This window comes from Candidatus Nanopelagicales bacterium, assembly GCA_037045355.1.
Lineage (GTDB): Bacteria > Actinomycetota > Actinomycetes > S36-B12.
In genome coordinates, this window is sequence record JBAOHO010000014.1 from 228646 (window position 1) to 243235 (window position 14590).

A 14590-nucleotide genomic window follows, 5' to 3' on the forward strand; every position below is an offset into this window, starting at 1 on the left:
CGCCCGATTCGCAGGCTCGGTGGCTGCCATACTCGGCGCGTGTCTGAGCAGGCGGTGGAGTCCGAGGCTCCGACGACACTGCCCCCATTCGTGGTGCCGCGGGCCCTCGCGGTCACTGCCGGAATGACCTGGCGGATCCTCGTGATCGGCCTGGGAATCTACATCCTCATCTGGGCGCTCTTCCAGATCGCCCCGGTTGCCCTGGCCATCTTCCTGGCGCTGTTCGTCACCGCCTTGGCAGGTCCGGTCGCGCGGTTGTTCCAGCGTGTGCTCCCGAAAGTCGTCTCTGTGGTGCTCGCGCTGCTGCTCATCACCGTCGTCGGGGGCGTCATCATCTTCAGCGTTCTGCGGTCCATCATCGAGCAGGGGCCCGCCCTGGCGTCGGCGATCACGGCCGGGATCCAGGACGTCGAGGACTGGTTGCAGCAGGGTCCGCTGCAGTTGACCGGAGATCAGTTGAACTCCGTCCAGCAACAGGCGGAGACTTGGGCCAAGAGCGCCGGGGAGTCGATTGCCTCCGGTCTGCTGTCGGACCTCGGCGAGGTCGGCACCATCATCACGGCCGGGTCTGTGTTCTTGTTCGGGACCGTGTTCTTCATGGTCTCCGGGCCGTCGATCTGGCAGTGGCTGGTCGACTGGGTGCCGGTTCGGGTGCGTGACACGTTCGACACCTGCGGCCAACTCGCCTGGCGCACGATGGCCGGTTACGGGCGGGGCATGGTGGTGGTTGCGTTGTGCGATGCGTTCCTGGTCTTCATCGGACTGACGATCCTGCAGGTTCCGCTGGCCCCCGCCCTGGCGGCCGTGGTGTTCATGGGTGCGTTCATCCCTGTCATCGGTGCGCCCATCGCCACCTTCCTGGCGGCGTTGGTGGCGCTCGCCACCAAGGGCCCCGTCACCGCCTTGCTTGTGGTCGCACTGACGATCGTCGTGGGTTCGTTCGACGGCGATGTGATGCAGCCCTTGGTGATGGGCAAAGCCGTCTCCCTGCACCCGCTGGCGATCGTGACCATCATCGCCGCCGGGGCCCTGACATTCGGGGTCATCGGGGCGCTGATCGCGATACCGATCGCATCGTCGATCTACGTGATCCTGAAGTACCTCACGGGGCGAGATCCGGATCACCCCTATCCGCGGCGACCCGAGATGGAGCCGGCCCCGGCGTGATTGGGGCCCCGGTGCGATCGTGTGGGAGTGCGCAACTGCGGTGGCGTTCTATGATGCGGTGACACCCACCACTGGAGGATCTCCATGAGCCAAGCGGCCGCCGACGATATCGAACTCGGCCCCATCGACTACCTCGTTGTCGAGTACCCCGGGGGGCAGATGACCGGTGAGGCGCTGCCGCATCTGGTGTCCCTGGTCGAGTCCGGGACCATCCGGATCCTCGACGTCGCGCTGGTGCGCAACCTCGCAGGAGGCGGTTTCCAGGCGATCCGACCCGAGGATCTCGTCGCCGCCGGTGCCACGGAATTCGAGCTTCTGGCAGGTGTCGCGACCGGCATGTTGTCGGACGAGGACCTCGCCGAAGTGGCTGCCATCATGGACGCCGACAGTGCAGCAGTCATCCTCGTGTACGAGAACTCCTGGGCCGCTCCCATGGCCACCGCCATGCGCCGCGCCGGTGGACAGTTGATCTCCAACGGCCGGATCCCCGTCGAGGCCGTGGTCGCCGCCCTCGGCGAGAGCGTCGACGCCACGATCACCGGCCGCTGAGACCCACCACCCGCCGACCCCCAACCCCCACCCCAACCAGCACCCACCAACCAGCCGAGAACTCGAACCGAGAGGAACCACAATGCCCGGACTCTTGCGCGGCGTCGCCCGTACCGCGGTGATCGCCGGAACTGCCACCGCCGTGTCCAACGGAGTTTCCAAGCGCCAGGTCAGCCGCTGGGACAAGAAGGCTCAAGAACAGCAGGCTCAGCAACCGCAGCAGGCGCCCCCTGCCCAGCCGGCTGCCCCGGCCCCGGCTCCCGGCTGCCCCTGCCGACGACATGACCGCCAAGGTCGAGCAGTTGAAGCAGCTGGCTCAGTTGAAGGACCAAGGCATCCTCACCGAGGAGGAGTTCGCAGCCCAGAAAGCCAAGATCCTGGGCTGACGTCGGACTCCGCTGGAGTCGGATCGCCGCGACCACTAGGTTCGAGCCATGCGCCGGGCCAAGATCGTCTGCACCATGGGTCCCGCGACGGATTCCTTCGATGCGGTGCGCGAACTTGTCCAGGCGGGCATGGACGTGGCGCGCCTGAACCTGAGCCACGGCACCCATGCCGACCACGAGCGCACTTACCGCCATGTCCGCCGAGCCGGCGACGAGGCCGGGCGCGGTGTGGGAATCCTGGCCGATCTCCAGGGTCCGAAGATCCGGCTCGGTACATTCACCGATGGCTCCGTGGCGCTGCAACGAGACGAGCGGTTCGTCATCACCACCGACGAGGTCCCCGGTGACTCCGGGATCTGCTCGACCACCTACGCCGGGCTGCCCGGGGATGTGCGACCCGATGACCTGATCCTCATCGACGACGGCCGGGTCACCGTTCGGGTGGCCGACATCGTCGGCAACCAGGTGATCACCCGGGTCATCGAAGGTGGCGTCGTCTCCGACCACAAGGGCCTCAATCTCCCGTCGGCCACCGTGAGCGTGCCCGCGCTCACCGAGAAGGACGACGCGGACCTGCGGTGGGCGCTGCAGATCGGCGTCGACATGGTCGCGCTGTCCTTCGTGAGGTCGGCCGCCGACATCGATGACGTCCACCGCATCATGGACGAGGTCGGTCGCCGCGTGCCTGTGCTCGCCAAGGTCGAGAAGCCGCAGGCTGTCGCGCGACTGCAGGAGATCGTCGACGCCTTCAACGGCGTCATGGTCGCTCGCGGCGATCTCGGTGTGGAGATGCCGTTGGAGGAGGTCCCGCTCGAGCAGAAGCGCGCGATCGACTTGTGCCGCAAGGCGGGCAAGCCGGTGATCGTGGCTACTCAGATGTTGGACTCGATGATCACCGCGACTCGGCCGACCCGGGCCGAGGTGTCCGACGTCGCCAACGCGGTCCTCGACGGAACCGATGCGCTCATGTTGTCGGGGGAGACCAGTGTGGGTCGACACCCGGCGCACGTGGTCATGACGATGTCCCGCATCATCACCCACGTCGAGGAAGAGGCGTTGGACCGACTGCCGCCGCTACCGCCGGATCCGCAGGGATCGACCGCCCGGGCCATGACTCGCGCAGCTGTCGATGTGGGCCGGTCGGTCGAGGCGACTCACGTGATCGCCTTCACCGAGACGGGATCGACCGCCCGCCTGATCTCGCGTCACCGGCCGGACATCCCCTTGCTGGCCTTCACCCCGAACGCGGATGTGCGCAGCAAACTGTCCGTCGTGTGGGGAGTAGAGACCTTTCTGGCGCCGAAGGTCCGCGAAACCGACGACCTGGTTCAGCAGGTCGACTCGGCGCTGCTGGCGATCGGCAGGGTTCGACCGGGCGAACGTGTCGTGATCGTGGCCGGCGTACCACCGGGGGTGCCGGGTACCACCAACGGCATGCGGGTACACAAGATCGGCAGCGCCTGACGCCGGAACTCCGCCGAAGTCTTGGATCTCTCCGGCAAAAGACGTCCGGATCGACTGATCAGTCGACGGCGGATCGGGCCTCGGGGTTCAGGACCCCCCACGCGATGAGTTCCTCGGCGAGCAGCCCCGCCGGTTGGTCGTAGATCACGGCCAGGGTGCGCAAGTCCTCGGCACGGATCGACAGCACCCGGCCGTTGTAGTCGCCGCGTTGGGTCTGGATCGCGGCGGCGTAGCGCGCCAAAGGCGCAGCCTTGTCCGTGGGTACCCGGTTGAGCTGCTCGAGGTCGATCACGATCTGGGTCGGCGGTTCCAATGTGGCGCCCGCGACGCCGCCCGGCAGCAGTTCGCCCACCGGGACCCCGTAGAAGTCGGCGAGTTCGGCGAGTTTCGCCACGGTCACTGCGCGGTCCCCCCGCTCGTAACTGCCGATCACGACCGCTTTCCAGCGCCCTTCGGACTTCTCCTCGACGCCCTGCAGGGAAAGGCCCTGCTGCTGGCGGATCGCCCGCAATCGGCTGCCGAGAGCCTTGGCGTAGTCGCTGGACATATGTTCTCCCCACCCTGCGTAGTCGGTACGTCGCCGACAAATCAATACGTTACGTAGTCGCCATGCGAGCCTCAATCACTATACGTGCGGATTGGGTCACATCGAACCCCGTTGGAGACCTCTGAAGCCGCTTGAAAGACGATTGTGACCACCGAGGGTGATCGGACACGGATGTTCCAGACCGACGCCCCACGCCTGCTGCGCGGCGGGGACGCAGTCGCGGGTTAGGGTAGTTCGACCATCCTTTAACAAGCCGTCCAGCGAGGCGGCGAAGGAGTGTGACATGGGGACATCTCCGCCCAGTGGCAGCACCGTCGGCCCCGTCGTGCTCGACGACGCCGACCTCAACCGGGCCCTCACTCGCATCTCGCACGAGATCATCGAGTACGCGAAAGGGGCGCACGATCTCGTCATCCTCGGGATCCCGACCCGTGGTGCGATCCTGGCGCAGCGACTGGCCGACCGGATCGGTATGGCCGAGGGATGCGTCGTGCCCGTCGGGTCCATCGACGTGACCATGTACCGCGACGACTTGAACATGCACCCCGCTCGGGCGCTGGGACACACCTCCATCCCGAGCCAGGGGATCGATGGCCGCATCGTGGTACTGGTCGATGACGTGCTGTTCTCGGGCCGCACGGTTCGCGCCGCATTGGACGCCATCCACGACGTGGGCCGCCCCCGGGCGGTTCGGTTGGCGGTCATCGTCGACCGGGGCCACCGCGAACTACCGATCCGGGCCGACCACGTCGGCAAGAACCTCCCCACCCACAAGGGCGAGAGTGTCCGGATGCGCCTGACCGAGATCGACGGTGTCGACGAGATCGTCCTGCTGCGCAAGGAGGTCGACGAATGATCCGCCACCTACTGTCCGCCAAGGACCTCAGCCACGACGACGCCGTCTTGGTCCTGGACACCGCTGCCGAGATGGCCACCCTGTCCGACCGCTCGGTGAAAAAACTGCCCGCCTTACGCGGTCGCACCGTCGTGAACCTCTTCTTCGAGGATTCGACCCGCACCCGGATCTCGTTCGAGGCCGCGGCCAAGAGGCTGTCTGCGGACGTCATCAACTTCTCCGCCAAGGGGTCATCGGTATCCAAGGGGGAGACGCTCAAGGACACCGCCTTGACCCTGCAGGCGATGGGAGCCGACGCGGTGGTGATCCGCCACGGCGCCTCGGGGGCACCGCATCGGCTGGCCGAAGCCGGGTGGATCGACGGTGCTGTGGTCAACGCCGGAGACGGCACCCACGAGCACCCCACCCAGGCGCTGCTCGACGCCTTCACCATCCGGCGGCACTTGCGTGGTGGCACCGGCGACCTGGCTGGTCTGCGCGTGACGATCGTCGGAGACATCCTGCACAGTCGGGTCGCCCGATCGAACGTGCACCTGCTGGACACGTTGGGCGCGAAGGTCACGCTGGTGGCCCCGCCGACTCTGCTGCCGGTCGGGGTGGAGCAATGGCCGGTGACCGTGTCCTACGATCTCGACGAACCGCTGCCCGACAGCGACGCCGTCATGATGCTGCGCGTGCAGCGGGAACGGATGAACGCCGCGTACTTCCCCAGCATCCGCGAGTACAGCCGCCGCTACGGACTCGATCAAGATCGCATGGACCTGCTGCCCGAACACGCGATCGTCATGCACCCCGGTCCGATGATCCGCGGCATGGAGATCGCCGACGGCGTCGCCGACCACGATCGCTCGGTAATCGTCGAGCAAGTCGCGAACGGAGTCAGCGTCCGCATGGCGGTCTTGTACCTGCTCGTGGGTGGCGCCCGTTCCCAGTCGCCGGTCACTGTGGCTGCGGAGGTGGGCGCGTGAGTACCTACCTCCTGCGCGGAGTACGCCCGCTCGGTGGCGCAGTCACGGACGTCCTGTTGGCGGATGGCGTCATCGCCGCGATCGGTCCGGACGCTGCTACCGCTTCTGCTGCCCCCGGCGACACCGCCGTCACCGTCCTCGATCTTCCCGGGCAGGTACTGCTGCCGGGTCTCGTCGACCTGCACACCCACCTGCGCGAACCCGGCCGCGAGGACGCCGAGACCGTCCGGTCTGGGTCGGCTGCCGCCGCGCTGGGAGGGTTCACCGCGGTTCATGCCATGGCCAACACCGATCCGGTGGCCGACACCGCCGGCGTCGTGGAGCAGGTCTTCCGCCTCGGCCAGGAAGCCGGATACGTCGATGTCCATCCGGTCGGCGCGGTCACCGTCGGCCTGGGCGGCCAGCAACTCGCCGAGTTGGGTGCCATGGCCGACTCGGCTGCTCGCGTGCGGGTGTTCAGTGACGACGGCAAGTGCGTCGACGACGCCCTGCTCATGCGCCGGGCGCTGGAGTACGTCAAAGCATTCGACGGTGTGATCGCCCAACACGCGCAGGAGCCGCGCCTGACCGCGGGTGCTCAGATGAACGAGGGCGCTGTTTCGGCGGTCCTGGGATTGCGCGGCTGGCCGGCGGCGGCAGAGGAAGCGATCATCGCGCGCGACATCTTGCTCGCCGACCACGTCGGTTCCCGCCTCCACGTCTGCCATGTGTCCACCGCGGGCAGCGTCGACCTCATCCGGCGCGCCAAGGAGAGAGGCATCGACGTCACGGCGGAGGCGACCCCGCACCATCTGTTGCTGACCGACGAGTTGGCCCGCAGCTACGACCCCGTGTACAAGGTCAATCCGCCGCTGCGCACGGAGCGCGACGTCATGGCACTGCGGGAGGGTGTCGCGGACGGAACCGTCGACATCGTCGCCACCGACCATGCCCCCCACACGTCGGAGGACAAGGACTGCGAATGGGATGTCGCCGCCTTCGGCATGCTCGGGCTACCCACGGCCCTTTCCGTGGTGGTCATGACGCTGGTCGAGCCCGGTCTGCTCGACTGGGTGGGGGTCGCGGACCGACTGTCGTCAGCCCCCGCCGCGATCGGGCGTGTGCCCGATCAGGGTCGGCCCCTGGCCGTGGGGGAGCCCGCGAACCTCACTGTGCTCGATCCGGACGCGCAGTGGACCGTCGACCCTTGGCAGTTCCCCGGGCCTGCGCGGAACTCGCCGTACCGTGAGATGCGACTTCCCGGTCGGGTCACCACGACATTCCTGCGCGGCACCCCGACCGTGCTGGGAGGCGCACTGCAATGGTGAGCGCCGACCAACTGTCCCAACAGGCCGCGGTGACGGATTGGCCGTTGCGCCTCCTGCTCGTGATGCTGACGCTCGTCGTCATCACGCTGGCGCTGTGGGGGCTGCGGCGCGGCTGGCAGAACCGCGGCCGACGTCAAGACCTGACCCTCCCGGCGGTGCCCGCCGCGGTCACTGAGATGCCCTCTCGAGGGCCCGAGGGGGTGAGGGGCAAGTACCTGGGGACAGTGCCCGAGGGGCAACCCATGGAACGGCTCGTCGCCGCCGGGGCGGTCGCCCAGGCCGAGGTGATCGTCTCACCGGCGGGAGTACTGCTGCGCCGCCAGGGCGAGGGGCCGCTCTTCGTCCCCCATGACGACATCGTGTCGGTCTCCACGAGTCCCGGCCTGCTGATGCGCTACTACGGCCGACACGGTGTCCTGCTGATCAATTGGCAGTGGTCCGGAGCCATGGTGAGCAGCGGCATCTGGTTCGCCGACCCCGACGATCAGTCGGCCGTGCGCGACGCCATCGAGCATGTCCATCTGGAGGAAGTCTCATGACGGATCCTGCGGTCCTGGTTCTCGAGGACGGCCGAACCTTCCGGGGTCAGGCCTATGGCGCGCGAGGGGTGACATTCGGCGAGGCAGTCTTCACCACCGGCATGACCGGCTATCAGGAGACCCTCACGGATCCCTCCTATCACCGCCAAGTCGTCGTGCAGACCGCCCCTCACATCGGCAATACCGGCATGAACCGTGAGGACCCGGAGTCGCGGCGTATCTGGGTGTCCGGCTACGTGGTCCGCGACCCCGCAGTGCGGGCGAGCAGTTGGCGGGCCGACAGCGAACTCGAGGCCGACCTCGCCGCCGCCGGTGTCGTCGGCATCGCCTGTATCGACACCCGTGCCCTGACCCGACACCTGCGCCAGCGCGGTGCCATGAGGGTGGGTGTGTTCTCAGGACCTGACCTCGCGTCCGAGTCGGACCTCCTGGCGCAGGTGCGGGCCAGCCCGCCCATGGCCGGGGCCGATCTGACAGCCGAGGTCACGACCAGCGAGCCCTATGTCGTCGAGCCCGACGGCGACCACCGATTCACCGTCGCCGCCGTCGATCTCGGTATCAAGGCGATGACTCCTCGGCGCCTGGCCGAACGTGGGGTTCGCGTCATCGTCCTGCCCGCCGCGACATCCGCGACCGACCTGCTCGGCACCAAAGCGGACGGCTACTTCCTGTCCAACGGCCCTGGCGACCCGGCCACCGCCGACCACGCGGTGTCGCTGGTGCGCGCCGTGCTCGAGGCAGATCGACCCTTGTTCGGCATCTGCTTCGGCAACCAGATGTTCGGGCGCGCGCTGGGATTGGACACCTACAAGCTCAAGTTCGGCCACCGGGGGATCAACCAGCCTGTCAAGGATCTCGCCACGGGCAGGGTCGAGGTGACCGCCCACAACCACGGATTCGCGGTCGCTGCACCGCTGCACGAGCCCTTCGACACTCCGTTCGGGCCCGCTGAGGTGAGCCATGTGTGCCTCAACGACGATGTCGTCGAAGGTCTGCGTCTGGCCAGCGGGCGGGCTGCGAGTGTCCAGTACCACCCCGAGGCAGCCGCCGGACCCCATGACGCCGCCTACCTGTTCGATCGCTTCTGCTCCGTGATGGGGGGCAACTGACATGCCACTGCGTGACGACATCTCGTCGGTGCTGGTGATCGGCTCGGGGCCCATCGTCATCGGACAGGCCTGCGAGTTCGACTACTCGGGCACACAGGCGTGCCGGGTTCTCAAGGACGAGGGTCTGCGCGTGATCCTCGTCAACAGCAACCCGGCCACCATCATGACCGACCCGGAGTTCGCCGACGCCACGTACGTCGAACCCATCACCGTGGACATGGTCGAGCAGATCATCGCCAAGGAGCGTCCGGACGCACTCCTACCGACGCTCGGCGGGCAGACCGCGCTGAACACCGCCATCGCACTGTCCAAGGCCGGGGTGCTCGACACCTACGGTGTCGAACTCATCGGTGCCGACATCGATGCGATCGAGCGCGGCGAGAACCGGGAGGTGTTCAAGACCATCGTGTCCTCCATCGGAGCGGAGTCCGCGCGCAGCCGCATCTGCCACACCCTCGATGAGTGCTTCGCGGCAGTGGAGGAGTTGGGCTACCCGGTGGTCGTACGACCTTCGTTCACGATGGGCGGGGCCGGATCCGGTTTCGCCCACACGGCCGACGAACTCAGGCAGATCGCCGGCGCCGGACTGCTCGCGAGCCCCACCACCGAAGTGCTGCTCGAGGAGTCGATCCTCGGGTGGAAGGAATACGAACTCGAGCTCATGCGGGACCACAACGACAACGTGGTCGTCATCTGTTCGATCGAGAACCTCGACCCCATGGGCGTTCACACCGGCGACTCCATCACCGTCGCGCCCGCCCTTACGCTCACAGACCGCGAATACCAGCGGCTGCGCGACATCGGCATCGACATCATCCGTGCGGTCGGTGTCGACACCGGAGGGTGCAACATCCAGTTCGCGGTCAATCCGACCGACGGGCGGATCATCGTCATCGAGATGAACCCCCGTGTCTCCCGATCCAGTGCCCTGGCCAGCAAGGCCACGGGATTCCCGATCGCCAAGATCGCTGCCCGACTGGCCGTCGGGTACAGCTTGGACGAGATCCCCAACGACATCACTGCGGAGACTCCGGCCTCGTTCGAACCCGCTCTGGATTACATCGTCGTCAAAGTGCCGCGGTTCGCTTTTGAGAAGTTCCCCAACGCGGATGACCGCCTGACCACCACCATGAAGAGTGTCGGCGAAGCCATGGCCATCGGACGCAACTTCACCGAGGCCCTGCAGAAGGCCCTGCGGTCAATGGAACGCGCTGACGCGGAGTTCAGTTGGTGTGGCGATCCGGTCGCCGATCCACACGCACTGCTCGCGCAGGCGGCAACCCCACGCGATGGGCGGCTGCGGCTCGTGCAGCAGGCCCTGCGAGGTGGGGCCACGGTCGCCGAGGCCCATCAGGCGACGGGGATCGACCCTTGGTTCCTCGACCAGATCGTCGTGCTCAACGACATCGCCGATGAGTTGCGCGCGGCCACCGTCATGCAGCCGGATCTGGTCCGCATCGCCAAGCGCAACGGATTCTCCGATCGCCAGATCGGCGAGATCCTCGACCTCGGCGAAGACGTCGTGCGCGGTGTGCGCCACGCGCTGGGCGTACGTCCGGTCTACAAGACCGTCGACACCTGCGCCGCGGAGTTCGCCGCCCGCACGCCGTACCACTACTCCTCCTATGACGAGGAAACCGAGGTGGAGCCCGGACTTCGCCCGAAGGTACTGATCCTGGGAAGCGGACCCAACCGCATCGGACAGGGCATCGAGTTCGACTACTCGTGCGTGCACGCGTCCTTGACGCTGCGCGAGCACGGCTACGAGACCGTCATGATCAACTGCAACCCCGAGACCGTGTCCACCGACTACGACACGTCCGACCGGCTGTATTTCGAGCCCTTGACCCTCGAAGATGTTCTCGAGGTCTACCACGCCGAATCCGTCAGCGGCGAGGTCGCCGGTGTCATCGTCCAACTCGGGGGCCAAACGCCGCTCGGCCTGGCTCAGTCGTTGAAGGATCTCGGGCTGCCCGTGGTCGGCACGTCGCCTGAGTCCATCCACCTCGCCGAGGATCGCGGTTCGTTCGGACGGGTCCTGCTGCGCGCCGGGCTGCCGGCTCCCCGTCACGGCACTGCCCTGTCCTTCACCGAGGCCCGCGACATCGCCCACGAGATCGGGTATCCGGTCCTGGTGCGACCGTCGTATGTTCTCGGTGGCCGCGGCATGGAGATCGTCTACGACGACGCCATGCTGGCCGACTACCTCGACCGGGCCACCCAGATCAACCCCGAACACCCGGTGCTCATCGACCGGTTCCTCGACGACGCCATCGAGATCGATGTCGACGCCCTCTACGACGGCACCGACCTGTACCTCGGCGGTGTGATGGAACACATCGAGGAGGCCGGCATCCACTCCGGCGACTCGGCCTGCTCACTGCCACCGATCACGCTCGGTCACGCCGAGATCGAGCGGATCCGACGCTCCACGATCGCCATCGCCGACGGTGTCGGGGTCCGCGGCCTGCTGAACGTCCAGTACGCCCTGGCCGGCGACGTGCTGTACGTCCTCGAAGCCAACCCGCGCGCGTCCCGCACGGTCCCATTCGTCTCCAAGGCAACGGCGGTTCCGCTGGCCAAGGCGGCTGCCCGCGTGATGATGGGCGAGACCATCGCCGAACTGCGCGCCGACGGCACCTTGCCCGCCACAGGTGACGGCGGCACGTTGCCGATCGGGGCGCCCATCGCCGTCAAAGAGGCCGTGCTCCCATTCGGCCGCTTCCACGGGGTCGACACCGTACTCGGCCCCGAGATGCGCTCGACCGGTGAGGTCATGGGGATCGACTCCTCGTTCGGGACCGCTTTCGCCAAGTCCCAGTCGGGTGCCTACAGCGGTGGCCTTCCGACCAGTGGCCGCATCCTGGTCAGTGTCGCCAACCGGGACAAGCGGTCCATGATCTTCCCGATCAAGCGGCTGGCCGATCTGGGGTTCGACATCGCCGCGACCGAGGGCACCGCCGAGATCCTGCGCCGCAACGGGCTGAAGGTCTCGGTGCTGCGCAAGCACCGTGAGGGCCCGGGACCCGACGGAGAGCCCACCACGGTGCAAGCCATCAACTCCGGCGACGTCGCGTTGATCGTCAACACGCCCTTCGGGGTCGGCACCCGCCTCGACGGATACGAGATCCGCACCGCGGCCGTCACTCACTCAGTTCCGTGCATGACCACCACAGCCGGGCTCGCGGCGGCCGTCCAGGGCATCGAGGCCGCCCGAGATGCGCAGGTGGGGGTCCGCTCCCTGCAGGAACACGCCGCCGATATCGCCCGGCTGCGAGCCGGGACCGCGTGATGCCACCGGTCGCCCACTGGGGGGCCAAGGTTCTGGCCCGGCGCCGATCCGGGCGCTACGCGGTTTTGACGGTGGCGGCCGGTGGTGTGGCCGACCGCTGCCGTGCCGGTCACTTCGCATCGGTGTCGGTCGCGGGGCAGGATTCGTCGATGCTGCTGCGCCGCCAAGTCTGGATCGCGAACAGCTCGGCGTCTGGGCGCGACGGTGGCGCCCTCGAACTCGTCATCGATTCGGCGGAACCCGGTGGGCGCCGGGTGGCGGCGCTCGAGCCGGGGTCGGTGGTGGATCTGATGGCACCGCTGGGGCGGCCGTTCTCCCACCCCCGTGAACCGGTCGGGGTGGTAATGGTCGCGGGTGGGGGAGTTGCGGCAGCCCCGTTGATCCGGCTGGCGGCCGACCTGGGGGCTCGCGGTTGCCGGGTGACTTTCCTCGCCGCCGCCCATCCCGAGCCGTTCGGGATGCTCGATGCCAAGCGCGTCAGCACGGCTACCGCGGTGATCGATGGTGACCTCGGCGACGCAGTCCGCGACCATCTGGGCTCAGACATCTCGGTGCTGTATTCGGCCGGACCGGCAGATGTGCTGTGCGACGTTGCGCGAGCCGCCGCGGGCGGGGTGGCCCACCAGGCAGCGCTGCAAACGGATCTGGTGTGTTCGGCCGGCACCTGCACCGCGTGTGTCGTGCCCGTGACCGGTCGGGATCAGGTGACGCGCATGGTCCGCGCCTGTACGGAGGGTCCCGTGTTCAACGCCGACCTGGTGCGGTGGGACGACCTCGGCACCATCCCCGATGACTGCGCCGACGCCCCCGAGGTGCTCGCGTGAACGACGTCGACCTCGCCGGTGTCCCGCTGTCCAGCCCAGTGCTGGCAGCCGCCGGGTGCGCGGGCTCGGGCGCTGAGATGCAGCGGGTCACCGATCTGTCGGTGCTGGGAGCCGTCATCACGCGCAGCGTCACTGGAGCACCGCGTGCGGGGACACCTTTGCCGCGGCTGGTCGAATCGCCCAGCGGTCTGGTCAATGCTCTCGGGTTGCCGGGGCCCGGCGTGGATCGATTCGTCGACGAGGAACTTCCCGAACTGATGGCCACAGGTGCCACCGTGATCGTGTCGATATGGGCCGACAGCACCGCCGAGCACGGGCGGATCGCGCAGCGGCTGCGTCAGATTCAAGGCATCGCCGCGATCGAGGTGAATCTGTCGCACCCCTCGGGCGGCACGGCGGATCCGGCCGCGGTCATCCACCAGGTGCGGCGCAACACCGCGGCCCCGGTACCGGTGCTCGCCAAACTCGGCAGCGATGTGACGGTTCCTCTGGCGCGTTCTTGCGTCGCCGCAGGGGCCGACGGCCTGTCACTCATCAACGCCGTGCCCGCCGTGGCCATCGACGCGGCCGCCGGTCACCCGGCCCTGGGGACGGTGCCCGGGGGATTGTCCGGCCCCGCGATCCGGCCCATCGCACTGCGCGCCGTCTGGCAGGTGCACGAGGCGATCCCCGAGATCCCGATCGTGGCATCCGGTGGAGTGACCACTGGTGCGGATGCCCTGGAGTTTCTCCTCGCCGGTGCTACGGCCGTTGCGGTCGGCACCGCGTTGCTGAACGATCCCGGCGCCGGGCCCCGGATCGCCGATGAACTCCACACTCTGGTGGCGGGGCGAACCCTCAGCCAGATCCGAGGAACTGCCCACGGGAGGATTCCATGAGCCCGGCACTGGCCGTCGCACTCGACACGACCTCGGTCGACACGGCAACTGAGTGGGCTGCCGCCGTGGCCCCGCACGTCGACGTCCTCAAGGTCGGTTTGGAGTTCTACCTGCGCCACGGAGCCTCCGGGGTCGCGCAGGTGCGTCGGGCGGCCCCGGAATGCGGGCTGTTCCTCGATCTGAAGCTGCATGACATTCCGGCCACGGTCGCAGGAGGTGCCCGAGCGGTCGCCGCCCTGGCCCCCGACTTCCTCACAGTGCACGCGTCCGGTGGCGCCACGATGGTCGGTGCCGCTGCGGAGGCCCTACCGAACACGCGCATCGCGGCCGTGACGCTGCTGACCTCGCTGGCCCCGACGGACCTGCTCGCTTTGCGCCTGCCGCCCGCAGATGAACTGGTCGTGCAGTGGGCGCACGTCGCCGTGACAGCGGGCGCCCGGGCTCTCGTGTCGTCGGCGCTCGAAGTGGCGGCGCTACGCGTGGAGTTCCCCGGCGATGTCCGGCTGATCACCCCCGGTATCCGCCCGGCCGGTGGTCAGGCGCAGGACCAGAGCCGGGTCGCGACCCCCCAGGCCGCAGTCGGCTGGGGATCCGACGTCCTCGTGGTCGGCCGTCCCATCACCGCAGCTGCCGCTCCCGCTGCCGCCGCGGCGGCTATCGCGGCCGAGATCCGGGCCGCATCGTGATCCTTGCTAACGTTCCCA

Annotated in this window: 14 protein-coding genes; 13 read left to right on the plus strand and 1 reads right to left on the minus strand. The window is 67.9% G+C overall.

Going from position 1 to position 14590, the window contains the following annotated elements; all coding sequences use genetic code 11:
* The first annotated feature begins 39 nt into the window (after nucleotides 1-39).
* From V9E98_09450 to pyk, 4 genes are all read left to right on the plus strand, one after another.
* Entirely contained in the window at nucleotides 40-1167 is a 1128-nt protein-coding gene (locus V9E98_09450) for an AI-2E family transporter (GenBank protein ID MEI2717205.1), read from the plus strand.
* 84 nt (nucleotides 1168-1251) lie between these two features.
* Nucleotides 1252-1716 carry a DUF6325 family protein gene (locus V9E98_09455; protein MEI2717206.1) on the plus strand — a complete coding sequence of 155 codons (465 nt, stop codon included), beginning with the start codon at nucleotides 1252-1254 and terminating at the stop codon, nucleotides 1714-1716.
* Nucleotides 1717-1997: 281 nt separating this feature from the next.
* A complete protein-coding gene (locus tag V9E98_09460; protein MEI2717207.1) occupies nucleotides 1998-2102 on the plus strand; it encodes an SHOCT domain-containing protein in 105 nt (34 codons plus the stop codon).
* A 48-nt stretch (nucleotides 2103-2150) separates the two neighbouring features.
* Nucleotides 2151-3566 (plus strand): pyruvate kinase, encoded by a 1416-nt coding sequence (gene pyk, locus V9E98_09465; protein MEI2717208.1) that lies wholly within the window; start codon nucleotides 2151-2153, stop codon nucleotides 3564-3566.
* Nucleotides 3567-3624: 58 nt separating this feature from the next.
* On the opposite strand, the gene V9E98_09470 is transcribed toward pyk, so the two are convergent.
* On the minus strand, nucleotides 3625-4113 hold the full coding sequence (locus V9E98_09470) for a transcriptional regulator (GenBank protein ID MEI2717209.1): 489 nt from the start codon (nucleotides 4111-4113) through the stop codon (nucleotides 3625-3627).
* A gap of 283 nt (nucleotides 4114-4396) precedes the next feature.
* Between V9E98_09470 and pyrR the strand changes: the two genes are divergently transcribed.
* The 9 genes from pyrR to pyrF are packed head-to-tail and all read left to right on the plus strand — an operon-like array spanning nucleotide 4397 to nucleotide 14572.
* A complete protein-coding gene (gene pyrR / locus V9E98_09475) occupies nucleotides 4397-4969 on the plus strand; it encodes a bifunctional pyr operon transcriptional regulator/uracil phosphoribosyltransferase PyrR (protein ID MEI2717210.1) in 573 nt (190 codons plus the stop codon).
* The gene (locus V9E98_09480) at nucleotides 4966-5937 is read left to right on the plus strand and encodes an aspartate carbamoyltransferase catalytic subunit (GenBank protein MEI2717211.1); all 972 of its coding nucleotides are present in this window, start codon (nucleotides 4966-4968) and stop codon (nucleotides 5935-5937) included. Before pyrR ends, V9E98_09480 begins: the two co-directional genes overlap by 4 nt.
* Nucleotides 5934-7244, plus strand: coding sequence for a dihydroorotase (locus V9E98_09485; GenBank protein ID MEI2717212.1), 1311 nt, complete (start codon nucleotides 5934-5936; stop codon nucleotides 7242-7244). Before V9E98_09480 ends, V9E98_09485 begins: the two co-directional genes overlap by 4 nt.
* A complete protein-coding gene (locus V9E98_09490; protein ID MEI2717213.1) occupies nucleotides 7241-7783 on the plus strand; it encodes a hypothetical protein in 543 nt (180 codons plus the stop codon). Before V9E98_09485 ends, V9E98_09490 begins: the two co-directional genes overlap by 4 nt.
* Nucleotides 7780-8892, plus strand: a complete 1113-nt coding sequence (carA, locus tag V9E98_09495; protein ID MEI2717214.1) for a glutamine-hydrolyzing carbamoyl-phosphate synthase small subunit — start codon at nucleotides 7780-7782, stop codon at nucleotides 8890-8892. Before V9E98_09490 ends, carA begins: the two co-directional genes overlap by 4 nt.
* A gap of 1 nt (nucleotide 8893) precedes the next feature.
* Nucleotides 8894-12184 carry a carbamoyl-phosphate synthase large subunit gene (gene carB, locus V9E98_09500; GenBank protein ID MEI2717215.1) on the plus strand — a complete coding sequence of 1097 codons (3291 nt, stop codon included), beginning with the start codon at nucleotides 8894-8896 and terminating at the stop codon, nucleotides 12182-12184.
* Nucleotides 12184-13008, plus strand: coding sequence for a hypothetical protein (locus V9E98_09505; protein MEI2717216.1), 825 nt, complete (start codon nucleotides 12184-12186; stop codon nucleotides 13006-13008). Before carB ends, V9E98_09505 begins: the two co-directional genes overlap by 1 nt.
* Nucleotides 13005-13886 (plus strand): hypothetical protein, encoded by an 882-nt coding sequence (locus tag V9E98_09510; GenBank protein MEI2717217.1) that lies wholly within the window; start codon nucleotides 13005-13007, stop codon nucleotides 13884-13886. The genes V9E98_09505 and V9E98_09510 overlap by 4 nt, the downstream gene beginning before the upstream one ends.
* The gene (gene pyrF, locus V9E98_09515; GenBank protein ID MEI2717218.1) at nucleotides 13883-14572 is read left to right on the plus strand and encodes an orotidine-5'-phosphate decarboxylase; all 690 of its coding nucleotides are present in this window, start codon (nucleotides 13883-13885) and stop codon (nucleotides 14570-14572) included. Before V9E98_09510 ends, pyrF begins: the two co-directional genes overlap by 4 nt.
* The last annotated feature ends 18 nt before the right edge of the window (nucleotides 14573-14590 follow it).